Consider the following 26,825-nt stretch of genomic DNA (forward strand, 5'->3'; position numbering starts at 1 on the left):
ATGTATTTCGTTTTAGTTATTCTGGCCATAGTGGTGTGTGTGTTACTAACATTGATCATCCTGATTCAAAATCCTAAAGGAGGCGGCCTTTCATCTGGCTTTTCAGGTTCAAACAACATAATGGGCGTGCAACGTACCGGTGATTTTCTGGAAAAAGGAACCTGGGCATTAGCCGTTAGTCTGATGGTGATTGCTTTGCTGATCAATGTTGTTATCCCGAGCGGTTCTGATGCTAAGCAGAACAATGATATTCAAAATCAGATAAATCAGCCTGCTCCTATTTCAGCTCCGGCACCGGCAACCTTACCTGGGATTCAAAACGACAGCACTAAGAAATAAATCAATCATTCACATTAATTAAAAGGTTTCTTTGATCAGGAAACCTTTTTTGTTTTACTGACAATTTACTGCCATGATGACACCGCTTGTAGGCAATTAAAACGGGTTGTCATTGTATCGGTGTAATTATGACAAGATATTTCTGATAAAAGTGATTGGCATAGTTACTGACAATTAAAAGCGGATAAAAATTATATAATTTAAAAACCAAATATACTATGGCATTAAGTATTAAACCCATTGGAGACCGAGTAGTAATTGAGGCTGCTCAGGCTGAAGAAAAAACAGCGTCAGGACTTTACATTCCAGATACTGCCAAAGAAAAACCACAAAGAGGAACTGTAGTTGCAGTTGGAGCTGGAAAGTATGCAGATACTACCGGAACCTTAATTCCGATGAGCTTCAAAGTAGGTGATGAAGTTTTATATGGCAAATACGCCGGAACTGAAATTACTCACGAAGGCAAAGAATATTTGATCATGCGTGAATCAGATATTTTTGCGATATTATAGATTTGAGACGTTAGATATTAGATGTTAGAACAGACGCCGGATATCAGAAGTTTCGATCAAATAACACCAGGTAAAAAACCCAAATCTTATTATTAATGAGCTAACGGATGGAGGCATAAGTGTCTCACATTTCAAATCTCACATTTCAAAACTCAATAAAAATGTCAAAACAAGTTAAATACAATGTTGAAGCACGCGACGCCCTGAAAAGAGGTGTTGATATCCTTGCCAACGCGGTGAAGGTAACGTTAGGACCAAAAGGCCGTAACGTAATTATCGATAAGAAATTCGGTTCACCGATCATTACTAAAGATGGTGTTACTGTAGCCAAAGAAATTGAGCTTAAAGATCCATTGGAAAACATGGGTGCGCAAATGGTGAAAGAAGTGGCTTCTAAAACTGCGGATATTGCAGGTGACGGAACAACTACAGCTACCGTTTTAGCTCAGGCTATTGTTACTGCAGGTATAAAAAACGTAGCTGCCGGTGCAAATCCAATGGATTTGAAACGTGGTATTGATAAGGCGGTGTCAGCAATTGTATTAAATCTTAAATCTCAGTCGCAGTCTGTGGGTGACGATAACAACAAGATTAAACAAGTAGCTGCAATTTCGGCTAACAACGATGAAGTGATCGGTACGCTGATCGCTGATGCGATGGCCAAAGTTGGTAAAGATGGTGTCATCACTGTTGAAGAAGCAAAAGGGACTGAAACAGAAATGAAAACTGTTGAAGGAATGCAATTTGACCGTGGTTATTTATCTCCATATTTTGTAACCAATGCTGACAAAATGGAAGCGGAATTAGAGAATCCTTACATTTTGATCTACGATAAGAAGATCTCTTCAATGAAAGAGTTACTTCCTGTGTTAGAAAAACAAGTTCAAACCGGCAAACCGCTATTGATCATTGCTGAAGATCTTGATGGTGAAGCATTGGCAACATTAGTTGTTAATAAGATCCGTGGTTCTTTGAAAGTGGTTGCGGTTAAAGCTCCAGGTTTCGGTGATCGTCGTAAGGCTATGCTTGAAGATATCGCGATCTTAACTGGCGGTACTGTTATCTCTGAAGAGAGAGGATACAAGTTAGAGAATGCAGATCTTACCTACTTAGGTCAGGCAGAAAAGGTTGTTGTTGATAAAGACAATACTATCGTCATCAATGGCGCTGGTAAATCTGAAGACATCAAGGCTCGTGTTAGCCAGATCAAGGCTCAGGTAGAAACTACTACTTCTGATTATGATAAAGAAAAATTGCAAGAGCGTTTAGCGAAGTTAGCTGGCGGTGTTGCGGTATTATATGTTGGTGCGGCCACTGAAGTGGAGATGAAAGAGAAGAAAGACCGTGTTGATGATGCTTTACATGCAACTCGTGCTGCGGTTGAAGAAGGTATCGTTGCAGGTGGTGGTGTAGCATTTATTCGTGCTATTGAAGCTCTTGAGAACTTAAAAGGTGCTAACGAAGACGAAACTACTGGTATCGCGATCGTGAAGCGTGCTATCGAAGAGCCATTACGTCAGATCTGTGAAAACGCAGGTATTGAAGGTTCTATCGTTGTTCAGAAAGTAAAAGAAGGTTCAGCCGATTTCGGTTACAATGCACGTACCGATGTTTATGAAAACCTGATCGGTGCTGGTGTTATTGATCCTACTAAAGTTGGTCGTGTAGCATTAGAAAACGCTGCCTCTATTGCAGCCATGTTGTTAACTACAGAGTGTGTGTTAGCCGACGATCCTGAAGATGCTCCTGCCGGTGGCGGTATGCCTATGGGCGGCGGTGGCGGCGGCATGGGCGGCATGATGTAAGCCTCACCCCGGCCCTCTCCAAAGGAGAGGGTGCTGGATACTATAAATAATAAAAGCCCTTCCTGGATTTCCGGGAAGGGCTTTTTGCTGAGAACAGCCTCGCCCCCAGCCCTCGGACGGAGAGGAAGCTGGATCCTCTAGAATTAATTTATCTTAGTTAAGCTCACAGCCTCTTTTTAGACTGATGTTACTGACTGGCCCTAATGCTCGTAGCGAGCTTTTCTACCCACCCGGCATACATTCTTCCGGACGGATGCAGGCCATCAACAGCAAGCATAGAATGGTCGCTGGCTGCTATTTTAGATTCTGTTGTAATATCTATGTAAGCAATTCCTGCTTGAAGGGCTTCATCCTTATTTACAGAATTAAAGTCATCAATCTCTTTGGATATTTTCGTTACGTCGTGGTTTGAATTTTGAGCGAAGGGCGTGATGCCCCAATCGGGAATTGAAATTACAAAGACGTTATTTTTATTGAAGTCTGAATAACTTAAGGCAGTTTGAAGCAAGTCCAGAAACTCGACCCGATAATTCTCCGTTGAATAACCACGGTACTGATTATTAACACCGATCAACAATGTAACCAGATCAAACTTCTGCCTGATACTCTTATCTTTGATACCCTTGAGCAGTTCATCGGTTGTCCAGCCGGTCTTAGCGATAATCCGGGGATCATTTATCTCCAGTCCATCTTCACGAAGTTTTTGAACGAGTAGAAACGGGAAGGAGTGTTCCGGGGGAACTCCCTCTCCTATGGTGTAAGAATCGCCGAGGGCTAGATAATTTAAAGGCATCATTTAATTAATTGACAGACCGCACTTCGTAAATCTAAACAATGTGCATTCCAAATAGAGAAGAAATATTCTCTTTTAAAACCTTTTTAACTCCTTCTATGTCAACCTTCTTACCAAGTTCAAGACTCAGAGAAGTCACATCCTTATCGTCTATACCGCAGGGAACAATGTTCTTAAAGTAGTCCAAATCAGTGTTTACATTAAACGCAAACCCATGCATAGTTACCCAGCGGCTACATCTTACCCCCATGGCGCAAATCTTTCGTGCACGTTCATTATCTCCATCTAACCAGACACCTGTAAATCCGGGATATCGTCCGGCCGTTATACCGTAATGAGCAAGGGTTAGAATAACTGCTTCTTCGAGCGTTCGCAGGTACAGATGAATATCTGTAAAGAAGTTATCGAGATCTAGAATAGGGTAGCCCACAATCTGTCCGGGCCCATGATAAGTTATATCCCCGCCCCTGTTTATTTTGTAGTAGCTGGCATTTTTATCTTTTAACCCTCTCTCATCCAGCAGAAGGTTTTCTGCTTTGCCACTTTTGCCCAGGGTGTAAACGTGAGGGTGCTCTACAAAGATCAGGTGATTATTGGTCGGTAACTGATCTTCAGAATCCCGGTTTAAAATCTTCTGTTTGACAATGGATGAAAATATATCCTCCTGTTTATCCCACGCACTCTGATAGTCAACTAAACCCCAGTCTTGAAATAGTACTTCTTTATTTTGCATAATTATCATCGGCAACATATCCGATCATGTATCCTTCCATCTTCTCAAAGTGCACCTCAAAGTCCTTGCGGCTGTTCTCCAGTTCCAGGCTCGCTTTGAAGCTCCCCTCAGGTTTGTAATCGAACGCATTTAACCGGATATTGTCCAAAAATGAAACATTCTTTTTACCCTGCAGCTTATAAATTGCTTCTTTAGCACACCAGCTAATATACAAGTGTTCTGTCCGGTGTTCGGAGTTCATAAATGAAAGTTCATCTTCATTCATAAATTTGTGAGCAATGCGTTCTATTTTATTTTTAATCAGTTCTATATCAATACCCACCGGCCTCGTCTTGCTGATCATTACAGCCGCGTAATCGAAAGAATGACTAAGTGAGATGAAATGCGGGAAGTTGACCAGGTAGGGCTTGCCATGTTCGTCTATCTGGCAATCGATATAGCTACTAGTATTGAGCATAGAACGTAATAGGGCCCGAGTACTAAGCCAGTGCAGGTTACGCTTGCCATTGATCAGTGTGCCGAGGTATCCCCTTTCATGCTCTCTGAGCTGAAGTTGAGCGACCAACTCTTCTGCCGGCTCCTCTATTTTCCATAGGGCGAACGACGTATCTACGTCAATATTTTTTTGATAAGCAAGAGCCATCCTGTTTATAAATACCTTTAAATTTATCTCAAATATCTTATTATTTTAGGGCAATTGCAGGTTATAAAAATTTTACAAAAAAACCGGCAATGAAACTACACTTATATATACTATGATTCTTTCTGATAAGCTGATTTTAAATGAAATTGAACAGGGTTCTATCGTTATTGAGCCGTTTAAACGGGATTGTTTAGGCACTAATTCTTACGACGTACATCTTGGCAAATACCTGGCAACATATAAAAACCGGGCTCTTGATGCCCGCAAGCATAATGAAATTGACCACTTCGAAATTCCAAAGGACGGGTTTGTATTGCAACCCAATACATTATACCTTGGGGTAACTCTTGAGTATACAGAAACACATAAACATGTGCCTTTTTTGGAGGGGAAATCCTCAACAGGCAGATTAGGAATAGATATTCACGCTACGGCAGGAAAAGGAGATGTAGGGTTTTGTAATACGTGGACTCTCGAAATATCTGTTACTCAGCCAGTAAAAATTTATGCTGGTATGCCGATTGGACAATTAATCTATTTTGTTGTAGAAGGTGACATTGAGACCATGTACAACACAAAAAATAACGCAAAATATAATAATAAGACGACCAGACCTGTAGAAAGCATGATGTGGAAAAATACCTTTTAAACAGATTTGTTGCAGAGTAAGTATACGTAAACGGTTATATTTTAGTAAATTAAAATAATATTTCCGTTATGAAAAAGCTTGCTATTACAGGTATTGTAATTCTTTCCGCAGCAATTGCTTTTAGTTTTATTAAGCAGGAAGAACCGCTTAAAAATATTCTTACCCAATTAGAGAAATACAGGACAGACTATGTGCAGGAAAAAGTGCATCTGCATTTAGATAAGCCATACTATGCCATAGGTGACGATATTTGGTTTAAAGCCTACGTTGTTACCGCGGAAAGCCACCGTTTATCAAACGTAAGCCGAATACTGTATGTTGACCTGATCAATGATAAAGATTCCATCAAGCAATCCCTTAGGCTACCTGTGGACGCAGGTTTGGCCTGGGGAGACTTCAAGCTTGCCGACACTCTTCGGGAGGGCAACTACCGCATCAGAGCATACACTACCTGGATGCGAAACTTTGGGGAAGAGTATTTCTTTGATAAGACAATTAGTATTGGAAACTCTATCTCCAACACTATTCTAACAAATGCTGAGTATACTTTTTCGAAAATTGGGAACAACCATCAGATTGGAGCAGACATCAAGTTCAGCAACTTAAAAGGTGAACCGCTGGCCAACAAAGAAGTTAATTATGACATACAGCTTAACTTTCGAAATATTACAAAGGGTAAGGCCATTACAGATGCTGACGGCCATATAAAAATTGCATTTGTCAATAACCAACCGTTCATTCTCAAATCAGGCAGGATCTTTACGACAATTAAAGTTGACAACAATAAGATCATATCTAAAACCATCCCTGTTAAAGCAACGTCCGCAGATGTCGGCGTGCAGTTTTTCCCAGAAAGCGGCAATCTTATAAATGGGATCCGTTCCAAAGTAGCCTTTAAAGCGGTAGGCGCGGATGGCCTTGGCGTGGAAGTTTCCGGTCAGATATTGGATCAAAACAAAAATGCGCTTGCGGAACTAAAGTCAGAACATGCGGGCATGGGATATTTTGGTTTACTGCCTAAAGACGGAGAAGCCTATAGTGCCCTTATTAAATTTGCTGATGGCTCTGAAAAATCGTACCCTCTGCCTAAAGCATTGCCGGTGGGTTATGTGTTGTCTGTGAATAATCTTGACAGCAGCAATTTGGCGATTAAAGTTACCGTAAGCCCTACTCTCCAATCAAGTGGCGAATTGAAGCTTGTGGCTCAGTCAAATGGAGTTGTTCACTATGCTTCTAAAGCTGCGCTTGATAAATCGGTTTTCAGCGCTAAAATTGAAAAGGCGAGATTTCCAAGTGGCGTATTACAGCTTACTCTTTTTTCGCCTCAGGACGAACCGGTTGCCGAGCGACTGGTGTTCATCAATCATGCTAAACCATTGTCGATACAAGTTAGTTCAGATAAGCCGGAAAATAAAAAGAGACAAAAAACAAAGCTGATAATTCAAGCCAATGGGGCTGATGGGAAGGCAACCCAGGGCAGTTTCTCTTTATCGGTAGTTGATGAATCTAAAGTCGCTCTCAATGAAACAAATGAGACTACAATTCACTCAAATTTACTGTTTACCTCTGAGCTTAAGGGCTATATTGAACAGCCAAACTATTATTTTGATAATCAGGATGAGATTAAGGCCCGTCAACTGGATATTTTAATGCTTACTCAAGGTTGGCGTCGCTTTGTTTGGAAGAACATATTATCAAATGTATTCCCGTCAATCATCTATCAACCTGAAAAAACCATAAAAGTAAGTGGTATTGTAACAGCGAATAACGGCAAACTTGTAGTAGGTGGCAAGGTGACTTTGTTTTCCGCTATAGGGGATGTCTTTCTGATGGACACTGTGACAAATTCAGAAGGTCGATTTAGTTTTACCGATTTATTCTATGACGACAGCACCAAGTTTGTTGTGCAGGCCCGAAACCTTAATGGACGTAAGAACGTGCAGATAGAGTTAGATGGGTTCCCGCCTCAGTTGGTCACTAAAAATAAAAATGTTGCAGATCTTGTGACGAATGTTAATGGTTCATTAATCACTTATCTGATCAACAGTCGTAATCAGTACGAAGAATTTAAACGATACGGACTAAATAATCCCAGCATTTTACTCTCTGAAGTCAAGATAGTGCAGACAAAACCCCTCGTTAAGAACTCCTCAAACTTAAATGGGCCTGGCCATGCAGACAATATTATTTCTGAAAAAGATTTGGAACATGCTATTGATCTTCCTACCTATTTGCAGGGCCGGGTAGCAGGCATCATCATCAGAAATGGCATCGCTTATTCATCCCGCTCTATGAATTCATTCACTGGCCCTGTGCCAATGCAACTGGTTATCGACGGTATGTTTGTAGACCCTTATCTACTGGGCGCTATCAATCCGCGTGATGTTGAATCAATTGAAATATTAAAAAGTGCTTCCAATACAGCAATATATGGCCTAAGGGGCGGCACCGGGGTTTTAGTTATTAACACTAAACGAGGTGAAAGAAAGACAGGTTACGGCAGTTACGCCGCGGGTATCATCAGCTTTAAACCAAAAGGCCTATACAGAAGTCGCGAGTTTTATTCACCAAACTATGACGATCCTAAATTAAATTTGAAAATGGCTGATTTGAGAAGTACGATCTTTTGGCGTCCTAACATAGTTACCGATTCGACCGGCAGGGCCACGGTTGAGTATTTTAATGCAGATGGGACTGGCAGTTATGCCGTGATTATCGAAGGTATCAATATTGAAGGTGATTTAGGGCGGACTGTTTATCGTTATAATGTAAACTGATCTTCATTCTCACTAACTAATGTCTATCTAATCCTAAGGAATCACATCAGTTCCAACAATCTATTATTAGATGTTTCAATAGCTTTTAAAATCTTTAAATCCCTATATTAGGCTAAATACAATAGCTGCAAAGGCCTGATAATTGGATAATATGAACACCATTAAAGTTACTATAAAAGACAAAACAGCTATTGTTGGTCTTGATCGCGGACGCTCCAACGCCATAAATGCTGAGATGGTTCAGGAGCTATCTGCACTAATCAGAGATATTGAAAAAGATGATAATATCGGTGGATTAATATTGACAGGCAAAGAAGGCTTCTTCTCGGCCGGCCTTGACCTAATTGAACTATACGATTACGACGAGATCAACATTCGTAAATTCTGGGAAGATTTTCTTGAACTGGTGAGTTTACTTGCTAGATTCAAAAAGCCTTTTTTAACCGCAATCAGCGGCCACAGTCCTGCAGGCGGCTGCGTATTCGCAATCTGCAGCGACTATCGGATCATGGTTTCCGGTAAGTATATTATTGGATTAAATGAAATTCCGGTTGGGATTATTGTTCCCGAAAGCATCTTTCACTTGTATTCATTCTGGCTCGGAGAAGCGAAAGCATACCGTTATATGCTTGAAGGGAAATTACTATCCGTTCAGGAAGCTCTTGAGAATGGCTTAATTGACCAGATTGTAGAAGAAGGCGGATTAGTGGCTGCGGCGGAGCGGCAAATGCAAAAATATCTGCAATTAGATCGAATTACCTGGCAACAAAGCAAACTGAACCTGAGAAGGGAATTGCTTTCAAAGGTAAGCATAGACCATACCGACTCCCTGGACCTGATGCTTAAACAATGGTGGTCGCCCACTACCCGCTCTATCTTACATACGATCATCCAAAACCTTCAAAAAAAATAAGCCATGTATAACGAACCTATGCTTAAAGATAATGCTCTGAAAGGCAAAACTATAGTTGTCACCGGTGGCGGTACTGGTCTGGGAAAAGCGATGAGTACTTATTTTTTAAAACTAGGTGCAAACGTTGTTATAACCAGTAGAAAATTTGATGTCTTACAGAAGACAGCTGAAGAAATGGAACAGGAAACTGGCGGAAAGGTACTGGCAGTACAATGTGATGTAAGAAATTACGATGAAGTCACGAATTTACTTGAACAGTCCCTTAACACATTTGGCAATGTAAACGGCCTTTTAAATAATGCGGCCGGAAATTTCATCTCCCCAACTGAACGTCTGTCGGCGAATGCGTTTTCAACGATTATTGATATAGTTTTAAAAGGTACTGCAAATTGTACGCTGGCTTTTGGGAAACATTGGATTGAAAAAAAGCAACAGGCTACAATACTTAATATCGTCACTACATATGCTTTCACTGGATCTGCCTTTGTGGTTCCCTCCGCGTGTGCCAAAGGAGGCGTACTGGCCCTTACCCGCTCTCTAGCTGCCGAATGGGGGAAGTATGGGATAAGAAACAATGCAATTGCACCGGGGCCCTTTCCGACGAAAGGTGCCTGGGACCGTTTGCTGCCTGGAGAGATGGCAGAAAAATTCGACTTTAAGAACCGTGTACCCTTAAAGCGTGTTGGTGAACACCAGGAGCTAGCTAACCTTGCGGCGTTTTTAATGTCTGATTTCTCGGGTTATATCAATGGGGAGGTTATCACGATTGATGGCGGAGAGTGGTTACAAGGCGCGGGTCAGTTCAATGGTCTTGAAGCAGTTACGCCAGAAATGTGGGATATGCTTGAAAAAATGATAAGATCTACTTCTAAATAGACTTAAATGACTTCAGACTGTTAAAGCATTGTGAAACTAGAACAAATAAAGCGCGTTTATATTCATCCCTATTAGGCTATTAAAATGCTTGCATATAGCTGATGATGTTTTTCTGCAACATTCTTTATGTCGTAATCATTTAAAACCAGCGTTTTTAGCTTTTGAGCTTTGCTTTGAGCTAATGGGTAGTCTTCAATTACTTTAGCTAAGGACGAATGAAAGGAGCCCAACTCACTTAAATAGGCGTTATCATCATTCAAGATACTTGGAATACTTCCTACAGGGGTCGACACAATAGGCACGGCTGCAGCACCTGCTTCTAGTATTGAGATAGGCATGCCTTCCCATAAGGACGGCATAATCATACAATGGGATTTAGCAAGTAAATTCGGAATATCTCTACAAAACCCTAAAAACACAAACCAATCTTCCAAATTATTTGCGGTTATTAATTTCTTAAGGTCCTCGGTAAGGTGGCCATTACCAGCTATATTGATGATAAACTTATGCTTGTCTTTGAGTTTCAATACCAGCTCAACCAAATATAATGGATTTTTTGGCTCTTGAAGACGACCAAGAAATAAGCAATTAAATATTTTGGGAAGATTCTCCGGTACCTGATACTTTGAGGTATCTATTCCGTTCGGAATCACTACATACCGATCTTTGTGATAGGTCCTTTTGGATTCTTTTGAAAAGATTATATCAACATCCCTAATAGATTTTGTTCCGTATAGTAAGAAGCGGCGGTAAAACGCTCCCACATAATTAGTGTGTAGGGTGAAAGCAATCCGGCAAGAAGGCTCAACGAGCCTCGCAACACAAGCTAACATGCCAGCATGAAACATATGTGCATGGATAACGGAATGAGGATACATCTTTATAATTTTCAAAAATTTCCTAAGACCCGCTACCGCTGTAAATATGTTGTCAATCCTCAGGCTTATATATTCAATGTCATAAGCTTTAAATTTATCTTCAATAAGGTTGATAGACGTAATCCCGATCACTATGACGCGATTACCAGCTATCTTATTTTGTTTAGCTAATTCCAGTACCAAGTGTTCCGCTCCACCACCGCCCAGACCTATTAATAAATGTATTATAATCATATAATCGCGAGTATTCGTTAATACTAAGTTTTCGGGATGTTAATCGTTTGGACAGCCTGAAACTTAAACAGCTTTAATTTTCTATTAAGTTCTGATACAGGCCTACAACTTTTTCCAGGGAAAAACGTGTCTGAATGTCCTTTTTAATCTTATTATAATTCCATTCCTTTAAACACGCCTTTTCAATTGCGGTCTTAAATCCAATCAAATCATTTTGTTCGACTATATAACCGTTAAAGTCGTCTACTACAAAATTTGAAACCCCTCCTACTCTGAAAGTAACGACTGGTACTCCAACAGATAACGATTCTAGTACTACATTGGGAAATCCTTCGGTGTATGACGTGAGTACGAGGACATCATGACTGGCAATTATATCGATAACATTCGAAACTTGTCCAAGCATTTGAACGCGAGATGTTATATTTAAATTCGCAGCTTTTTCTTTTAGATATTCTTTCAACTCCCCGTCACCAGCCATAGATAAAGAGTAAAAGTTTGGAAGCATACTAAAAATTTCCAGCAATCTTCCGTGCCCTTTTACTTCGGTTAAACGGCCGACAGTTATCAGTCGATTGATAGGCTTACTGTTTTTGACAAGTGGAGACACTACGACAGGATTAGGAATAACCACCATCTTAGATGAATTAATATTGTAAACTTTCGACAAAGAGTTACGGATTTCATCAGACTGGCAAATTATTTTATCAAATTTTCTAAAAAACAATTTAGTGAACTTGTCAAATATCTTACCTTTTACATTGCTGAATTGATGAATCTCCGTAGAAATACTTGAAGGACGGGCAATAATATAAGGAATATCGACAAAATAGGAAACAAAAGATATGAGAAAATTAATGTGATTCCCAGTTCCAAATACGGCGTGAGGTCTTTCTTCTCTGACGAGTTTGTACAACTTTGGAAAAGACAAGGAAGCTTTGATTGTTTTAAGATCAATAACACGCACTCCTTCCAAATCCATGGAAAAAAAAGCATTCTTTGAGTTAAAAACAATTATTGATACTTCGTACTTACTTTTATCAAAGCCTTGCGATAGCAACCAAAACACCCGTTCAGCGCCTCCTGCAGACAATGAACTAACTATAAAAAAAACTTTTTTTTTTGTCATTATTGTGGATATCGCCATTGATAGCTATAAATGTACCGAAGTTCCGAAGCCGGAGCGTATAAAACTTGTTTGACAAAATAAAAATGATCCATCGAGACCGAAAATATTTATAGTATTTCAATGACAAATCTAAGAACATACAATTAATGTCATTCCAAAGTGAGCCAGGCAAAACATCTTTTTATAAAATCATGCTACACTTGACCTGCCGAATTTAGTATTTTTGTGCAATGGGAACTCAGATACAGGAAGAAACCTTTACTCTTGACGAGATTTTGGCAGGATTGAAAGAAACTCACCGCCTGATCTTGTGGAATGACAATTCGAACACTTTTGATCATGTCATCAACTGTTTGATGAAATATCTCGATTATAGCGAACCTCAATCAGAAGCTATTGCATGGACTGTTCATAATGAAGGTAAATGTACTATTCTCGAAGGCTCATTCACTCAAATTGAAGTCTATCGAAAGATTTTTAAAAAGGAAGGATTAACAGTAAGTATTGATTAGTCCACCCTTTTTATTGCTGTAATAAAATAGTTACCATCAGTTTATTAAACTCCTTCCGCTTTACTTTGTCTTTATCAGATACACTATAACTGAACAAAGTATAATGAGGTTTTTATTACGTTCCAATATCCTTCTTTTATTTCTGCTATGCACCGCTGTTTTCTCCTCAGCTCAAAATACAAGTCCTTTGTCAAAGGTGACTTCTTCAGAAGTCAACGGAAAAATCATTGACTCAAAAACTAGTCAACCAGTGGATTTTGCTACAGTCTCCTTATTTTCCGGGTTAGAGTCCCAGCCTGTGAAAGTCGTGCAATCCGGTTTGGATGGCACCTTCAAACTAACTGGAATAAGTGAAGGTTTATTTTTATTAAAAATTACCTTTCTGGGATATGAACCATATGTAAGTGATAGCTTAAGTTTAACGGCCGAAAATAGGACGAAAAACCTGGGCACAATTAAAATGATTCCTGCGAAATCCACTGTTTTGAATGAGGTTGTGGTTGAAGCTGAGCGCAGCAGTATCCAATTAGGAATTGACCGAAAGGTATTTAGCGTAAATCAAAGCTTGGTCAGTGAAGGAGGTTCTGCTACGGATCTCTTAGCTAACGTGCCATCAGTCTCCGTTGATATAGATGGGAACGTAAATCTTCGTGGAACCAGTAATGTACGAGTTTTGATAGATGGGAAACCATCTTCACTGGGTGGAAATATAGCTCAAGTTTTACAGTCTCTACCTGCGAGTGCTATAGAAAGTATTGAGCTTGTGACTAATCCTTCGTCTAAGTATGATCCTGAAGGTCAGTCAGGCATAATTAATATTGTCTTAAAAAAAAATAAGAAGGTTGGACTTAACGGCTCGGTTTCAGCGTCTGCCGGATCAAACGACAACTACAATGCAAGCACTAATCTGAGCTACAGAGATGGCAATGTCAACTTATATGGTAATTACAGTTTTAGAAATGGGAATCGCCTGGGAGGCGGATTTAACAACACGCAATTCCTGTCAACTAACGGTCTGGTAAATAATATAACAGAAAGTAATCGTAGTGATCTAAGTAACACCTTAAAGCTTGGGGCTGACTACTACATTAATCCGAAAACCACAATAGGTGTTTCCGGCAATCTAAACTTTAGAGACAATAGTAGTTTTGAGAATTTGAACTATCTGTATTTTAACTTACCAGATCAGAATGGGTCTAGCTTCAGGACATCAGATCGTGACGGCAATAGTTCCGGGTACAATATGAGCATGGATTTTAGCCGACAATTTAATAAGAAAGGCCACAACTTAACTGCAAACTTATCCTACGGTGAAAGCAGCGACGATGATATTCAGAATTTCAATCAGGAATATTTTGCTTTAACGGGCGTGCAAAAAGATTCAGTCGATAAACGTAGCAACGAAAACTCAGAATTTGACTCCAACTACAATATTCAGTTAGACTATTCTCTCCCTATAACCGAAAGGCAGAAATTTGAAGCTGGCTTTCGTACTACACTTCGTAATAATAATGAAACTCAGTATTCAGAGGTGTTTGAAGCATTAACTGGGCGCTATCAGGTAGATGACAAACAGAGTAACGACTTTGGTCTGGATGACCAAGTTTATGCAATCTACACCACCTATCAGAACCAACTTACAGATAACTTTGGCTTTCAGTTTGGTGTGCGAGGAGAACAAGCATATCTGAACACTCAATATAAAGCATTTGGTGCGCCAAGCAGTGATATTGTCGAGGGTAGACTTGACTACTTGAGGTTATACCCTAGCGTCTTCTTAACCCAGAAGCTTACTAATGATCAGCAAGTTCAATTGAGTTATACTCGCCGGGTCAATCGACCCCGTGGATGGCAAATAAATCCCTTTGCTGATGTTTCAGATCCTAATAATATCCGTATCGGTAATCCCAGTTTAAGACCTGAGGACATCAATTCATTTGAATTGAGTTACATCAAGTACTGGGATTTTTTAACATTTACATCATCTGCCTATTTCCGGCAAGTTAACGATGTAGTACAAGCAATAAGGTTACCATTACCTGATAACAATGCAGCAACTATCACCCAGTTTATTAACCTCACGCAGAACCGCTCCAGTGGATTAGAATTTATTTCAAAAGCTGATTTTACCAAGGCATTTGGTATCACTTCCAATATCAATTTATACTATAGCCAGTTCAAGGGGAGTGACCAATACAATATAAAAAGCAGTGACGGATTTAACTGGAATGCAAACTTAACCGGCAACGTCAATTTCGCTAAAAATATAACAGGACAATTCAACGCTAATTATACCGCACCTCGGGTGGGTGCCCAGGGAAGGAGCAGAGAAATGTATAGTATGGATGCAGCTTTAAGGCTTGACATGTTAAAAAATAAAGCCGGCAGCCTCTCCTTTAATGTGCGTGATATTTTTAATAGTAGAAGGTGGGGACAAACAACTGAAACAGAGTTTATTTTCCAGGAGTCGGAAAGACGGATGCAAGGAAGAATGGCAACTCTTACATTTAGCTACCGGTTTGGGAAACAAGATATAGGGGAAAGAAAACGTAAAGAAAAGGAGCAGCAAGAATCCAGATCGGAAGAGGAAATGTAAAATGACTTCATATGGCAGATCCTGTTATCTGCCTTTCTCAACTTACCTAGCTAAATTTATAAGGTAATGCTGTCAGATTCGTAAACGTTCTGAGAAAAGGATTTAGTTTGCAATTTCTTAACTTCTCCGTTTGTAGTATCCTTCTGACCGGCTTCGTGAGAAAGCAAAGCATTATATTTCTCTAGTAAAGAAATGTATTTCACCATCCAATAATGAACGGAGTTTGGGTGTTTATGCTCATTCTCGTCCACTCCGTCAACAAACTTCTCCATTATGGAGAAACCTCGATCACCAAAGGCTTCAGGAAAGTCTATTGAAAAGTCATGATTTAAAACGTGGCCAATCTTGCAAATAATATCAATTTTCAAAGCTTTTTGATCAAACCAATTATAAACAGAGCGTCTGTTTACCTGCATACGGCGGGCAAGCTCACTAATGCTCACTTTATTTCTTCGAACTACACGTTCTACGATTTGCCCTGCATTCAACTCCATAACTTTCAATTGAAATTGTTAGTCAAGTTAGTGTGATACTATATAGTAGGGTCTAACATTGCTAGATGATTAACTACTAAGTTAAATATAGTTACAATACTTAAAACATAAAAATTTTTTTAGAAATAGGAAAATTAAATTAACAAGCTAAATTTAGGCCGAAACCACTAAGGTTGTCCTTAACAAACTTACCTTGAAGATATTCCCAAGCACGGGTATTTTATAATAGACTTGGCATTGGGCTCCAAAAAGAGCTGATGATTTTGATTTAGTTAGCACACGTTCCAAAAAAACTGCCCACACCCAAAAAATCGAGGTTAGGTCAACGAAATAAATCAATTTAGTTGGCAGTACCGATTTAAACCGGATATGCGGTCCCTTTACCGACTAGAGTACCGAAGATGTTTCAAAACAATTTTTGATCTTGGTAATGACCATACGGATTTCATACTCTGTTAAATTAGAGCCTGATGGCAGACATAAACCAATCCTAAAAAGGTTCTCCGAAGTTCCGTCGCCATAAAATGGAAACTCAGCAAAAACAGGTTGTAAGTGCATCGGTTTCCAAACAGGTCTTGCTTCGATGTTGTCTTCTGCCAAAATTAAGCGTAAAGAATCATTTGTCATGCGGCCACTTGAATCATCCAAAGTAATGGTGCTTAACCAATGATTGGAGAAATAGGTGTCATCCGGTTCACTTTGAAAAGAAATATTATTGAGATGACCTAAAAGCCTTTTGTAGTGCGAAAAATTCTTGCGTCTTTGATAGATTCTTAATGGTAAGACTTCCATCTGGCCACGACCTATGCTGGCACAAATATTACTCATCCGATAGTTATAACCAACTTGTGAATGTTGATAATGTGGTGCTACATCGCGAGCCTGGGTTGCCAGAAATCTAGCCTTTATAACCCAATCTTCATTTCGTGATATGAGCGCCCCTCCGCCAGATGTAGTAATAATTTTATTTCCGTTAAAGGATAGAATAGCTAAATCTCCGAAAGTTCCAAGTTTCTGCCCTTTATAAGTCGAGCCTAAGGCTTCTGCAGCGTCTTCGATAACAGGTATCCGGTATTTTCTTGAAATATCCATAATACGATCCATCGAAGCTGGCATACCATAAAGATGAACGACAATTATGGCTTTTGGCTTTTTCCCTTTAGAAATTCTATCCTTGATCGCAATCTCTAAAAATTCTGGGGACATATTCCACGAACTCTCCTCACTATCTATGAAAATAGGCGTCGCACCCTGATACATTATAGGATTAGCTGAGGCAGAAAATGTAAGAGACTGACAAATCACTTCATCACCAGATTTAACACCTAATATAATCAAGGCCAGGTGTAAGGAGGCGGTTCCCGAACTTAACGCAGCAACATGGACATCGTTACCCAAATAAGTGGCTATATCATTCTCAAAGCCATCTACATGAGGACCTAAAGGCGCAATCCAATTACTATCGAAAGCATTCTTGAGAAACAAGAATTCACTCCCTCCCATATGAGGAGATGATAAACTAATTTTTTTATTCATCGTCAAAGTTTTAGATGTTATAAAAATCCAGCACCTACCCAAATAGGTCGAAGATTAATTAGAAATCCTAACAAAAAATTAAACTATTATAATTTACAAATTATTTGATTCCCGGTAAAGAGGAAAAAAATCCGATTTTACAACTTGATTTCCCCATCGCTCCCGGACTAACTTATCGTAAGCTTCAGGATCAGATACAAATCTCCATGTCTTAAAACTTAAAATCATATCCGAAAACCCAGCTTTAAATTCAAAAAGCGAATCCTCACTACCACCTACTCCGCCACCTAAGTGCAAATAGGACATATTATTTTCTCGCCCTACCAGCGATGCCTCGTCAATCAGAAGCTTCATTGGACCTTCTTGCAAATACTTGTTATTAGTAGCCGCTAAATGAAATTGCATTATATTATTCGAAAATGTGACAAATGCACCAGATGTAATTTCGTCGTCTAAATACAAAAGCAATACCGAACTTTCAAAATCAGCAGAATTTAACATATTAAAGAAGTAACTTTCATCAAAGAAGTAATACGATTCTGCTTGTACGCGAGCCATATTTTCATTGTATATTTTGACAAATGCTCGTACTTCCTCCTTAGACGTCGCTTTCCTTAAATAATATTTTTTTTCTCGAAGTTGTCTGATTTTCGAACGGAACTGCCTTCTGTATTTTGAACGCTGTTCTTCAAGTGTTGTTGTTAAGTCGATCGCAATTGTCTTGCCATTATCCACAAGGCTGCCAAACTTTTCTACTAATATATCATGATTAATAATCGGGTGAAGCCTACAGAAAACTGAAACATTTTTATCAACCTTCAGAAATTTTAGAAAGGTTTGGATAAAAGCTTCCATTGTATTGTGGTCCATACTCTCAAAATCGACGTTTGAAATAGGACCTGCGTAACCATACACCGATGTAAAATCGTTGAGGTCCGAACCCGGAATGGCTCGCTTGAGAAAAGGGAATATGATAAAACAATCTTCTTGTTCATAGACAAACAAAACCGGTTCACCACTTTTTTCTAAAGAGTGATAATACCATGTATGGTAGAAATCATACATGTTACATGCATGTACATACTGGTTCCAAAGTTCTCTTTCCCGAACAGTAATTAGACGGTAGGACATAGTTTCAAGTTGAGGGGCTTTAAAAACTGGCTGAATACTTTGATTAGAAACATTTATATAAGTGTACTTCTCTTTAGAAACATTCATTATAGACCCCGTACTAGATTAATTAAGAATTTGCCGTTATAAAGTTTAAAACAATGACCAATTTAGACGTCGGAGAACTTAATGATTTTTGCTGGGACACCGGCAACCACGGCATTGTCCGGAACATCCTTAATAACAACAGCTCCGGCTCCAATGATTGCATTCTTACCTATGGACGATACTCCCGTCATAACAGTGCATCCTATTCCTAAAAAAGCGTTCTCATTTATATGAATCGATGCTCCAACATTAGCGCCGGTAGAAATAAAAACACCATCTTCTAGCACGGTATGGTGAGCGATTTTCACTCCCATACTTATCATACAGAAATTTTTAACTGTGACATATGGCATAATTATCGAACCCGGTAGTACATAAACTCCTTTACCCATTGCACAATTACTAGGAACGATGCTACTGGAATGAAGAAAATTGGGAACCGCAAGACCTATACTAAGCGCTTTTTTCAGTAATTCTACCCTCAATTTATTATCGCCAAGTGGACAGTATACATTACTCACATTGAGTGAACTGAGTTTATCTAGCTCCCTCATTTTCGCAATAATTGGCACCTCAAGATTTACCGATTTAGATTCATCATCGTCCAAAAATCCAACGATATCAATATTTCCGTCATATTTTAAATAATGAAAATATACTTCCCCATAGGTTCCAGCACCTATCAATACACTTTTCATAAAAACTGTTAATTAAAAATTAATATCAGCTATCGATTGATTTGAACGCCTTTATCAAGAAATAAGGGCTAAAATTAGAATCATTTATTTCCGGTGAACTTCTCCATAGTAATCACATCTGATGAATTTACATTTTTAATGCCAATAACTTTAATGATAGTTAAAAATAAAATTTTTAAATCAACTAGAAAGCTAATATGGTCTACATACCAAATATCGAAGTCAAACTTTTCTTGCCAGGAGATGCTATTGCGCCCATTAACCTGTGCCCAACCCGTCACTCCTGGTCGTACCTCATGCCTCCTCATTTGTTGTGGATTATATAATTTTAGATACTCCACTAATAGTGGGCGGGGGCCAATCAAACTCATGTCTCCTTTCAATACATTCAGTAGTTGGGGCAACTCATCGATAGATGTCTTTCGAAGCCATCTCCCTACCCCTGTTATTCTTTCATTACCGTTTAGTAAATTTCCTTGATCGTCGCACTTTTGGTTCATCGTTTTGAACTTTATTATTTTAAATAGCACACCACCTTTTCCGGGTCTTGCTTGAAAAAAAAAGGGGTTCTCAAAATAAGTACAACCGATTAAAAAAATTACCGCAAGGAAAAGGGGCGATAATATAGTTAACACTATAAGTGAAAGAGCTACGTCAAAGAATCGTTTAACAAAGGTTTGGTACATCAGATAAATTGGTTGCTTATCAAAACAACTGTTGATAGCGCGTTGAAAATTTTATAGTTTCGGAAATCCACGGATTTTTTCACCAGATCTAGCTATTTACTGTGACTGATATTTTAGGGTACTCAACCTTAACGTTCCGGTCAATCTAAAGCCTCTATGGATCACTACTATCTCATCCATGGATCTGAGATGCTTGAATAAAAACACAATTCTTTATCGATATTTCTGGAATATTCACAATTTTCTGCCGTCCAGTCAACTGCGTTTTGACAAATCTCTGTCATCTTACCTTGATCTGAAAATAAGTTATTAATACTGAGCACAATTTTGTCAATATCATTTTTAACTATAACTCCGTTCACATTGTGATTTATACACTCACGTATCCCAGGTGCATCATTGCCTATACACAGTATACCACATGCCATTGCCTCGAGTAAGACCTTGGGATTACCTTCATACTTAGATAGTAGTAAAAAACACTTAGACTTGCTATAATATGTGGGAAGATCAACATTATCGACACGGTTTAGCCAAGTAATACGTTGATTCTGCTGAATTGCGCTCTTAACTAAATAATCAAGTGATCCCTCACCAATTATCAGAGATCTACCTCCCACTTGGTTCATAACTTCTAGAACAAGGTCGATATTTTTCTGCTTCTCCAGTCTCCCTACAAAAATCAGGTCCCACTCCTTATCTAGATTTAAGGGCTTAAATCTTTGGACATTCACACTATTGAAAATTGTCTTTACCTTCCCCGAAGGTATATTATAGTTACTTATTATGAAGGACATCGCTTCAGGTGAAGTTGTAAGAATCAGGTTAGCAGTTCTAAAAGCTAGTCGTTCTTCGAATTTCCGTCTATAAGAAATTGGCCGAAAGTGGGAATAATAATATCCCATTCGGACGACTAACGGAGTTCCAAAAATCAATTTTAATAAAACACCAAAACCCGCTGCTGAAAACTGATTAGTTTTACATATTAGTGTGCTTCTGAAAAATTTCCTATAAGTAAATAATGAAGAGATATCGTGTATGAAATTCTGAACCCTATAAGGAATTCGTTTAGGAATCCAGTGGGGCATAGTAAGTACTACTGTTCCGGGCAAGTTATATTTTGAATCATGCCGTCCATAGCTAAATATTACTAGTTTTAAACCCGACTTCTTACTTAATTCTTCATAATAATTAATCTCTCTTGACAATTGCCCAACCGAATCCCATTTCTCTAAGCTCATTCCAGGGGTCATCAGTAACAATAGCGAGTCTCTCATAATAGCTTAAATTACCTTAATATTACTTCCAGATTTTCAATAAAGACATTCGGATCATTAAGTACATTTTTGTACAATTCCTGTCCATTTTTGGCAATATGTTTATAGCTCGCGTAGTTTGTAATGACGTCCTCCAGCTTTTCTTCCAAATCAGATAAATCCCATGCTAATGGTATATAGGTTTCGTTCGGAATAAATAGGTTAGGATAAGTTACTAAATGATCCATGGAAGGCTTTAGTAGTATTGCACCTGAAATAAAAGACTCAAAATCTCTATAACAAACTTCACCAAATCCGAATGGGCTTAAACAAACCTTAGAATTTCTTAATTCATTCCAATACTGCTTTTTCCCTACAACGGGTCCATAGGCACTTTTCAGTGGCAATTTAGCCATTAGGTTAATGACAAAGTTTCGCTGGAAAGAGATGGCATTGTGTTGTGGATATTGATTATCATAATCTACCTTACCCCTAAATGTTAAATCAATATTTCTGATGGAGTCAACATCAGTAAAATTGACTTCATAGAGATTATAGGGAGTGTAATTACTTAAATAATAGTGTAATTTAAAGGGGAAGTACCTATAATCGTTAAAACCTAGATTCCATCCCACCTTAATCTTATGCTTTTGTTCTGGGGGACAGGGTACAAATTTCTTCTGTTCGATGTTTGGATCAAGCCATATTCTCAAATTCTTTTCTTCATCTGCATTACCGGTATAATATTCTGAGTCCTTTAATATTTGATTTTTTAAAAATATATCCACGTAGGGAATAACACCAAAACCGGTGCTACATGAAGTGTCCTGTGCATCCCACCAAATTAACCGCCCTACACTTTGTTTAATCTGCTGTAAATAAGCTATCCACTCTTCTTCATTTTCTTTCGCACTCAACAATTTGTTATTCCACATAGCATGGAAATACATATGGTTGACTATTAGGCAGTCGGTTTTATCGAAATTGACCTGTTTATGATCATATAACACCTCCACATTAATTCCCGACTCCAACAACTGCTTTTTCCATTTGAAAAAAGGGTGCAAATCAGAGTAGAATCGTTTATAGGGCGGAGCTAGTATTTTTAAAAACAGCATATAAAATTCTTATTGTTCAAGTTATTATTCTCTGAATAGCATTAATGAAAACATCCGGATTATCGATTGCCCGTCTATAAGATTCTTGTCCGTTAATAGCAATCTGTTGGTAGGAAGAATAATTGTCAATTATTTTCCCTAGAGTCTCCGATAGATCGCTCATGTCCCATGACACTGGAACATAGGTTTCATTCGGGATAAACAAATCCGGGAACGTGACCAGATGATCCATTGATGGCTTAACCAACAATGATCCGGAGATAAAGGTTTCAAAATCTCTATAACAAACTTCGCCAAATCCGAATGGACTGATGCTAACCTTTGAGTTGCTTAACTCAGCTAAATATTTATTCCTGGAAAGACCACCACCGGAAGCTATCTTGAAAGGCATTGAGCCGAACATTTCAAGCACTTTATTTCTTTGAAAAGCTACAACCTTATGAGTAGTGTTATAATTAATCTTACCTCTGAAAGTTGCATCCAGTTGTCTAACGCTTGACGCTGAAGTAAATTTTAACGGGAAGATTTTATAGTTGATATAATGACTAAGATACTTCCTGATCTTGTAATGAATCAAAAAATCTCGATAATCGTCAAAAGCTAAATTCCAGCCTACTTTAATTTTGTGGATTTCACCGGCAGGACAAGGTATAAACTGCTTCTGTTCAGCCTGTTGATCAGACCATACCATTAAATTTTTTGTAACAGCTGGATCGCCTGTATAATAGCTTTTATTTTTTAGTACTTGCTTTTTAACAAAAACATCGACAAACGAAATAACGGGAAACTGAGTTGTACCTGACGAATCATCGGCGTCGAACCAAATTACTTTCCCAACATTATTCTTTAGGGATTTAAGATAACTCACAAATTTGCCATTTTGATCATAAGCGGTTTTCAAAGCATTAACCCATCCAGTATCGAAATAACGGTGATGCAGTATTAATCTATCTGCGGTAAGTAACCTTTGACTGTTATGGTCATACAAAATTTCTACATCTATTCCTGCTTCCCTTATCTGCTTATCCCACTTCCTAAATGCATGAAAGTCACCAAAGTATTTCATACTAGGTGGAGAAAGAATTTTTAATTTAATCATAGTTGAAGTTTATATCTCTTTCTAAAGATATGAGGGGACTGACTCAAATTCCAAGCATCTAGATATTTTTCTGTTAGGCCTGAAAAAGTTTCATAAGACTATCGTTGTATGATCTCGAGCCTTAGGATTTAGTAAGGTTTTCAAATGTTTGAGGGTTTCCGCTTTAGACAATTTCTTGCTACTGTTATTCTTTTGAATAACCGGATTTTCAATGGCTAACCTGACATCATTTGCTCCATATAAGATGGTAAATAGAGCTCTATCGCCATTTTGACTCCAATTAGGATTTATTAGCTTTATATTGCCCCTAAGCGTAGAGCGTCCATCCGAAACTCTGCTCATCACTATCATACCCACTTTTGATTTAATATCGGAATGGTTTATAACCGTTATTTCAGATCTTTTTTGGCCGCCTCCCATTAAATTACCCAAATCAATTTGAACTCCAGAACCAGGATTTTGTTCGGTTCTCAAATTTTTGATGATAACATCTTTAATCTCATTGTGTGATGAATTGGGTTCTATGTCAATTCCTGACATCGGAGGTACACCATTATTAAAAGCTGAATAGCTATCCTCCAGTCTAAACTTCTCAACTCCAATAACCGAAATTCCATTGCGTCGGTTGAACTTTATCACTGCATGTTTAATAGAAATGTTTTTACAGTTTTCTCCGTTTTCAATGCCTACATATATTCCATCACCCCAGCAATTACTTATTTTAGGAGCAATGATAGAGACATTATTAGAACCGTAAATTCCGATCCCCATACCCCACTCTCCACCTGTTGGCTTCAAATGCGTGTATCTGTCCCCTGTTATTACAGGATTATAAAGCGTTACATTCGATACACCACGAATATGTAATATATTATATCCAGGCTTTGAGGATGGCTTTAGTCTAAGTTCGGAACCCGGTAAAAAGGTTATAGTTGTGTTGGACGGTATAGATATGCCTTTATCATTAATTAATAACGGAATATTAGGAAATATGATATTCCTGTTCTTAGTTACCACATTTTGAATAATTGAGCTGTAATCTTCGGAGGCGTCCTTTACAAAATTTAACGGTAGAAAATCTTTAAGGTAAACGCTTCTGTAATTAATTCCTACTTCACTTGCACTATTAACCCCCGGAGAATCTATGACAATTTTACTGTTAAGAGTATCCTCTTTAGTATCTATAATATTGTCAAAGTGAGTAATAGATATAAAATGACTGATAAAGATGATATAAAACAATTTCATTCGATAAGAACGTCTTAAATGACTCTAACCACAATTAAAAATCATGCCATTGAGATATTAGGTTAAAACAAGGAAAGCCGGAACGAATGTCCGGCTTTCCAATCTATCAATAAAATTTTCTATTGCTTGGCGATCACATGGAAAGCAGAAAGCTTAGGGTTATCGATATCACGTCTAAAGTTGATGTTCAGAACTCCGTCTGTTACCGAAACTGTCTTTACAACATCCATCGGAACATTTTTGCCGACACTTTTATATATATCTAGATTGCTGATAACTTCACTTCCTTCGATTAATGTGTCAAACTGTCTTTTTCCTGCTGAGGATTGGTAAATTTCTGCAAATCTTAAAGTTACCTCGTAAGTTCCGTTAGTTACGGGCACAGAGTAACCGAAGGTACCGTAACGTTCGCTTTGAAATAGTATGTCATCTGAGGTATTTGAAATTGCATTTGAGTTCTTATAAATATAACCGCCTGAAAAACCTTTGTCCGCTTGATATTGGATCCCGTTGGAGGCCGTGAAGGATGATCCACCTACATTTACAGCAAATGCTACGTTGTTTGACACAGTGGCTATAGGTGTTATAACATTGGTTACGGTCAAATTTGGCCAAATTGAAGTAAAGAAGATAGTAGTATAGTCTCTAGCCTTTGGGTTGACAAGGCTCGTCAAAAGGGTATAGGTGGCATCTTTTGATAACATGGTGTTGTTAAGATTCTTGACAATCGGATTTTCCATAGTCAATCGAACATCGTTAGAACCATATAAAATCGTGAACAGCGCTCTATCAGAATTTTGACCCCAAACTGGATTAACAAATTTTAGATCGCCTTTAATAGTTGAGGTGCCATCAGAAACTCTGCTCATGGTGGTCACACCTATTTTTGACTTCACATCCGTATGATTAAGCACTGTAACATCCACGGTCTTTTGACCACCGCCCATTAGATTTCCAAAATCTACGAACATTCCATGCCCGGCATTTCCTTCCGTCCGAGGATTAGTGATAACTACATTCTTAATTTCCGCTTTGCTGTTGTTTGGTTCAAAAGCAATACCTGCCATCGGTTTAGTACCGTTTGAAAAAGCTGCATAGGGCGATTCCAATTTTAATCCGTCGATAGCCACAATAGTAATACCATCTCTCCTGTTATATTCCAAAACCGCATTTTTGATCGAGATATTTTTCGGGATTATACCGTTTTCCACGCCTACATAAATACCATCACCCCACATTTCACGAGCTTCCGGATCTAATACCGTAATATTACTACCGCCATAAATGGAAATCCCCATTCCCCACTCTCCTGTGGTCCCAGTATGCTTGTACCTATCACCTTTTAACACTGGATTTGTCAAAGTCACATTGGTTGCATTTCGCATGGTTAGCATTCCATAACCCGCTTGTGAAGTAGGTTTCAATCGCAGTTCAGAACCTTCTAAAAATATGATGTTCCTGTTTGACGGAATATTTAGACCTTTGTCGTTGATCATGATCGGAAACGCAGGAAAAACAATATTGGAATACTTTAGAATAGCTGATTGAAGTACGGTTGTATAATCTATGGAGCCATCCTTTACGTAACCTGAAGGCAAGGATTTTTCTATGTAGTAGGCATCGGCAGGGATAGTGGTTGACATCACCGCCGTCTCTGGAAGTAGGTGATTCTCGGAAGTCATTATTGCCTGGTTATCCTTTTTGCACTGACTAAAAAAGAAAGTTATAGTTATTAAACCTGAGAACGTTAATAGCTTTTTAAACAAATCTTTTCTTTTCATAATTTAAATTTTGGTCGTGTACGCAAGCTTTTACTGAATGTTACATTCCGAATTGAAATCATGATATTGAATTTGTTCGCCATAAAAATATTATTAATTAAAATTTATTGCCGGTTAAAAGGGTACCCCTTTATTAATTTAAAATTAATAAAGGGGTTATTTGAAGCAAGCGATCGAGTGTTGGTAAGCTCTAAAACTTTCTTATCTTTTAGCACACAGGCCCGCATCTTCCAAGTAAAAAATAACACTTTGCAGAAAAACAATAAAGGTTTTCTTATGGTATGCTTGTAGTTTGTTAGTAA

24 protein-coding genes are annotated in these 26,825 nt (G+C 38.5%); 9 read left to right on the top strand and 15 right to left on the bottom strand.

Annotated elements, in window-relative coordinates:
* From secG to groL, 3 genes are all read left to right on the top strand, one after another.
* The gene (secG, locus tag AC1MCB_RS14270) at positions 1–339 is read left to right on the top strand and encodes a preprotein translocase subunit SecG (RefSeq protein WP_479965379.1); all 339 of its coding nucleotides are present in this window, start codon (positions 1–3) and stop codon (positions 337–339) included.
* Positions 340–557: 218 nt separating this feature from the next.
* Complete coding sequence (groES, locus tag AC1MCB_RS14275; RefSeq protein WP_479965380.1) at positions 558–851, top strand: co-chaperone GroES; 294 nt, start codon at positions 558–560, stop codon at positions 849–851.
* A gap of 161 nt (positions 852–1,012) precedes the next feature.
* The gene (groL, locus tag AC1MCB_RS14280) at positions 1,013–2,656 is read left to right on the top strand and encodes a chaperonin GroEL (RefSeq protein ID WP_479965381.1); all 1,644 of its coding nucleotides are present in this window, start codon (positions 1,013–1,015) and stop codon (positions 2,654–2,656) included.
* A 187-nt stretch (positions 2,657–2,843) separates the two neighbouring features.
* On the opposite strand, the gene AC1MCB_RS14285 is transcribed toward groL, so the two are convergent.
* Genes AC1MCB_RS14285 through AC1MCB_RS14295 form a run of 3 tightly spaced genes read right to left on the bottom strand, consistent with a single transcriptional unit; the run spans position 2,844 to position 4,825 of the window.
* Positions 2,844–3,452: an SGNH/GDSL hydrolase family protein gene (locus AC1MCB_RS14285; RefSeq protein ID WP_479965382.1), complete on the bottom strand. Its 609-nt coding sequence runs from the start codon at positions 3,450–3,452 to the stop codon at positions 2,844–2,846.
* A gap of 31 nt (positions 3,453–3,483) precedes the next feature.
* Positions 3,484–4,182 carry a lipoyl(octanoyl) transferase LipB gene (gene lipB, locus AC1MCB_RS14290; RefSeq protein ID WP_479965383.1) on the bottom strand — a complete coding sequence of 233 codons (699 nt, stop codon included), beginning with the start codon at positions 4,180–4,182 and terminating at the stop codon, positions 3,484–3,486.
* On the bottom strand, positions 4,172–4,825 hold the full coding sequence (locus AC1MCB_RS14295; RefSeq protein ID WP_479965384.1) for a 4'-phosphopantetheinyl transferase family protein: 654 nt from the start codon (positions 4,823–4,825) through the stop codon (positions 4,172–4,174). Before AC1MCB_RS14295 ends, lipB begins: the two co-directional genes overlap by 11 nt.
* A gap of 112 nt (positions 4,826–4,937) precedes the next feature.
* On the opposite strand from AC1MCB_RS14295, the gene dcd reads away from it, so the two are divergent.
* The 4 genes from dcd (at position 4,938) to AC1MCB_RS14315 (ending at position 10,040) form a co-directional block, all read left to right on the top strand.
* On the top strand, positions 4,938–5,474 hold the full coding sequence (gene dcd, locus AC1MCB_RS14300; protein WP_479965385.1) for a dCTP deaminase: 537 nt from the start codon (positions 4,938–4,940) through the stop codon (positions 5,472–5,474).
* A 68-nt stretch (positions 5,475–5,542) separates the two neighbouring features.
* Positions 5,543–8,251 (top strand): TonB-dependent receptor, encoded by a 2,709-nt coding sequence (locus AC1MCB_RS14305; RefSeq protein ID WP_479965386.1) that lies wholly within the window; start codon positions 5,543–5,545, stop codon positions 8,249–8,251.
* Positions 8,252–8,402: 151 nt separating this feature from the next.
* Positions 8,403–9,164, top strand: coding sequence for an enoyl-CoA hydratase/isomerase family protein (locus AC1MCB_RS14310; RefSeq protein WP_479965387.1), 762 nt, complete (start codon positions 8,403–8,405; stop codon positions 9,162–9,164).
* A 3-nt stretch (positions 9,165–9,167) separates the two neighbouring features.
* Positions 9,168–10,040, top strand: a complete 873-nt coding sequence (locus AC1MCB_RS14315) for an SDR family oxidoreductase (RefSeq protein WP_479965388.1) — start codon at positions 9,168–9,170, stop codon at positions 10,038–10,040.
* Positions 10,041–10,111: 71 nt separating this feature from the next.
* Here the strand turns inward: AC1MCB_RS14315 and AC1MCB_RS14320 are convergent, their stop codons facing one another.
* Together AC1MCB_RS14320 and AC1MCB_RS14325 are read right to left on the bottom strand one after the other, a co-directional pair.
* Complete coding sequence (locus AC1MCB_RS14320; RefSeq protein WP_479965389.1) at positions 10,112–11,152, bottom strand: glycosyltransferase family 4 protein; 1,041 nt, start codon at positions 11,150–11,152, stop codon at positions 10,112–10,114.
* A 73-nt stretch (positions 11,153–11,225) separates the two neighbouring features.
* A complete protein-coding gene (locus AC1MCB_RS14325) occupies positions 11,226–12,281 on the bottom strand; it encodes a glycosyltransferase (protein WP_479965390.1) in 1,056 nt (351 codons plus the stop codon).
* 230 nt (positions 12,282–12,511) lie between these two features.
* Here AC1MCB_RS14325 and AC1MCB_RS14330 point away from each other — a divergent pair, with 230 nt between their 5' ends.
* A complete protein-coding gene (locus AC1MCB_RS14330) occupies positions 12,512–12,793 on the top strand; it encodes an ATP-dependent Clp protease adaptor ClpS (RefSeq protein ID WP_479965391.1) in 282 nt (93 codons plus the stop codon).
* Between the two features lie 103 nt (positions 12,794–12,896).
* A complete protein-coding gene (locus AC1MCB_RS14335) occupies positions 12,897–15,389 on the top strand; it encodes a TonB-dependent receptor (RefSeq protein WP_479965392.1) in 2,493 nt (830 codons plus the stop codon).
* Positions 15,390–15,445: 56 nt separating this feature from the next.
* On the opposite strand, the gene AC1MCB_RS14340 is transcribed toward AC1MCB_RS14335, so the two are convergent.
* The 10 genes from AC1MCB_RS14340 to AC1MCB_RS14385 form a co-directional block, all read right to left on the bottom strand.
* The gene (locus AC1MCB_RS14340) at positions 15,446–15,883 is read right to left on the bottom strand and encodes a helix-turn-helix domain-containing protein (RefSeq protein ID WP_479965393.1); all 438 of its coding nucleotides are present in this window, start codon (positions 15,881–15,883) and stop codon (positions 15,446–15,448) included.
* Between the two features lie 387 nt (positions 15,884–16,270).
* Positions 16,271–17,419: an aminotransferase class I/II-fold pyridoxal phosphate-dependent enzyme gene (locus AC1MCB_RS14345; RefSeq protein ID WP_479965394.1), complete on the bottom strand. Its 1,149-nt coding sequence runs from the start codon at positions 17,417–17,419 to the stop codon at positions 16,271–16,273.
* A gap of 93 nt (positions 17,420–17,512) precedes the next feature.
* On the bottom strand, positions 17,513–18,637 hold the full coding sequence (locus tag AC1MCB_RS14350; RefSeq protein ID WP_479965395.1) for a GNAT family N-acetyltransferase: 1,125 nt from the start codon (positions 18,635–18,637) through the stop codon (positions 17,513–17,515).
* Positions 18,638–18,699: 62 nt separating this feature from the next.
* Complete coding sequence (locus tag AC1MCB_RS14355; protein ID WP_479965396.1) at positions 18,700–19,335, bottom strand: acetyltransferase; 636 nt, start codon at positions 19,333–19,335, stop codon at positions 18,700–18,702.
* 80 nt (positions 19,336–19,415) lie between these two features.
* Entirely contained in the window at positions 19,416–20,021 is a 606-nt protein-coding gene (locus AC1MCB_RS14360; protein ID WP_479965397.1) for a sugar transferase, read from the bottom strand.
* A 167-nt stretch (positions 20,022–20,188) separates the two neighbouring features.
* Positions 20,189–21,298: a glycosyltransferase gene (locus AC1MCB_RS14365; RefSeq protein WP_479965398.1), complete on the bottom strand. Its 1,110-nt coding sequence runs from the start codon at positions 21,296–21,298 to the stop codon at positions 20,189–20,191.
* A gap of 11 nt (positions 21,299–21,309) precedes the next feature.
* Positions 21,310–22,395: a glycosyltransferase family 1 protein gene (locus AC1MCB_RS14370; RefSeq protein ID WP_479965399.1), complete on the bottom strand. Its 1,086-nt coding sequence runs from the start codon at positions 22,393–22,395 to the stop codon at positions 21,310–21,312.
* A 16-nt stretch (positions 22,396–22,411) separates the two neighbouring features.
* A complete protein-coding gene (locus AC1MCB_RS14375; protein ID WP_479965400.1) occupies positions 22,412–23,494 on the bottom strand; it encodes a glycosyltransferase family 1 protein in 1,083 nt (360 codons plus the stop codon).
* A 90-nt stretch (positions 23,495–23,584) separates the two neighbouring features.
* Positions 23,585–24,742, bottom strand: coding sequence for a right-handed parallel beta-helix repeat-containing protein (locus AC1MCB_RS14380; protein WP_479965401.1), 1,158 nt, complete (start codon positions 24,740–24,742; stop codon positions 23,585–23,587).
* A 119-nt stretch (positions 24,743–24,861) separates the two neighbouring features.
* On the bottom strand, positions 24,862–26,523 hold the full coding sequence (locus AC1MCB_RS14385; RefSeq protein WP_479965402.1) for a malectin: 1,662 nt from the start codon (positions 26,521–26,523) through the stop codon (positions 24,862–24,864).
* Between the last annotated feature and the right edge of the window lie 302 nt (positions 26,524–26,825).

It is taken from the genome of Daejeonella sp. AP26 (assembly GCF_056680515.1).

What these genes read in the sequence shown, in the direction of transcription:
- lipB (WP_479965383.1), bottom strand. Translation starts at nt 4,182, where the DNA reads ATGCAAAATAAAGAAGTACTATTTCAAGACTGGGGTTTAGTTGACTAT.
- AC1MCB_RS14355 (WP_479965396.1), bottom strand. Translation starts at nt 19,335, where the DNA reads ATGAAAAGTGTATTGATAGGTGCTGGAACCTATGGGGAAGTATATTTT.
- secG (WP_479965379.1), top strand. Translation starts at nt 1, where the DNA reads ATGTATTTCGTTTTAGTTATTCTGGCCATAGTGGTGTGTGTGTTACTA.
- AC1MCB_RS14370 (WP_479965399.1), bottom strand. Translation starts at nt 22,395, where the DNA reads ATGCTGTTTTTAAAAATACTAGCTCCGCCCTATAAACGATTCTACTCT.
- AC1MCB_RS14340 (WP_479965393.1), bottom strand. Translation starts at nt 15,883, where the DNA reads ATGGAGTTGAATGCAGGGCAAATCGTAGAACGTGTAGTTCGAAGAAAT.
- AC1MCB_RS14320 (WP_479965389.1), bottom strand. Translation starts at nt 11,152, where the DNA reads ATGATTATAATACATTTATTAATAGGTCTGGGCGGTGGTGGAGCGGAA.
- groES (WP_479965380.1), top strand. Translation starts at nt 558, where the DNA reads ATGGCATTAAGTATTAAACCCATTGGAGACCGAGTAGTAATTGAGGCT.
- groL (WP_479965381.1), top strand. Translation starts at nt 1,013, where the DNA reads ATGTCAAAACAAGTTAAATACAATGTTGAAGCACGCGACGCCCTGAAA.
- AC1MCB_RS14285 (WP_479965382.1), bottom strand. Translation starts at nt 3,452, where the DNA reads ATGATGCCTTTAAATTATCTAGCCCTCGGCGATTCTTACACCATAGGA.
- AC1MCB_RS14380 (WP_479965401.1), bottom strand. Translation starts at nt 24,742, where the DNA reads ATGAAATTGTTTTATATCATCTTTATCAGTCATTTTATATCTATTACT.
- AC1MCB_RS14315 (WP_479965388.1), top strand. Translation starts at nt 9,168, where the DNA reads ATGTATAACGAACCTATGCTTAAAGATAATGCTCTGAAAGGCAAAACT.
- AC1MCB_RS14365 (WP_479965398.1), bottom strand. Translation starts at nt 21,298, where the DNA reads ATGAGAGACTCGCTATTGTTACTGATGACCCCTGGAATGAGCTTAGAG.
- AC1MCB_RS14305 (WP_479965386.1), top strand. Translation starts at nt 5,543, where the DNA reads ATGAAAAAGCTTGCTATTACAGGTATTGTAATTCTTTCCGCAGCAATT.
- AC1MCB_RS14375 (WP_479965400.1), bottom strand. Translation starts at nt 23,494, where the DNA reads ATGATTAAATTAAAAATTCTTTCTCCACCTAGTATGAAATACTTTGGT.
- AC1MCB_RS14360 (WP_479965397.1), bottom strand. Translation starts at nt 20,021, where the DNA reads ATGTACCAAACCTTTGTTAAACGATTCTTTGACGTAGCTCTTTCACTT.
- AC1MCB_RS14350 (WP_479965395.1), bottom strand. Translation starts at nt 18,637, where the DNA reads ATGAATGTTTCTAAAGAGAAGTACACTTATATAAATGTTTCTAATCAA.
- AC1MCB_RS14330 (WP_479965391.1), top strand. Translation starts at nt 12,512, where the DNA reads ATGGGAACTCAGATACAGGAAGAAACCTTTACTCTTGACGAGATTTTG.
- AC1MCB_RS14345 (WP_479965394.1), bottom strand. Translation starts at nt 17,419, where the DNA reads ATGAATAAAAAAATTAGTTTATCATCTCCTCATATGGGAGGGAGTGAA.
- AC1MCB_RS14335 (WP_479965392.1), top strand. Translation starts at nt 12,897, where the DNA reads ATGAGGTTTTTATTACGTTCCAATATCCTTCTTTTATTTCTGCTATGC.
- AC1MCB_RS14310 (WP_479965387.1), top strand. Translation starts at nt 8,403, where the DNA reads ATGAACACCATTAAAGTTACTATAAAAGACAAAACAGCTATTGTTGGT.
- AC1MCB_RS14295 (WP_479965384.1), bottom strand. Translation starts at nt 4,825, where the DNA reads ATGGCTCTTGCTTATCAAAAAAATATTGACGTAGATACGTCGTTCGCC.
- AC1MCB_RS14325 (WP_479965390.1), bottom strand. Translation starts at nt 12,281, where the DNA reads ATGACAAAAAAAAAAGTTTTTTTTATAGTTAGTTCATTGTCTGCAGGA.
- AC1MCB_RS14385 (WP_479965402.1), bottom strand. Translation starts at nt 26,523, where the DNA reads ATGAAAAGAAAAGATTTGTTTAAAAAGCTATTAACGTTCTCAGGTTTA.
- dcd (WP_479965385.1), top strand. Translation starts at nt 4,938, where the DNA reads ATGATTCTTTCTGATAAGCTGATTTTAAATGAAATTGAACAGGGTTCT.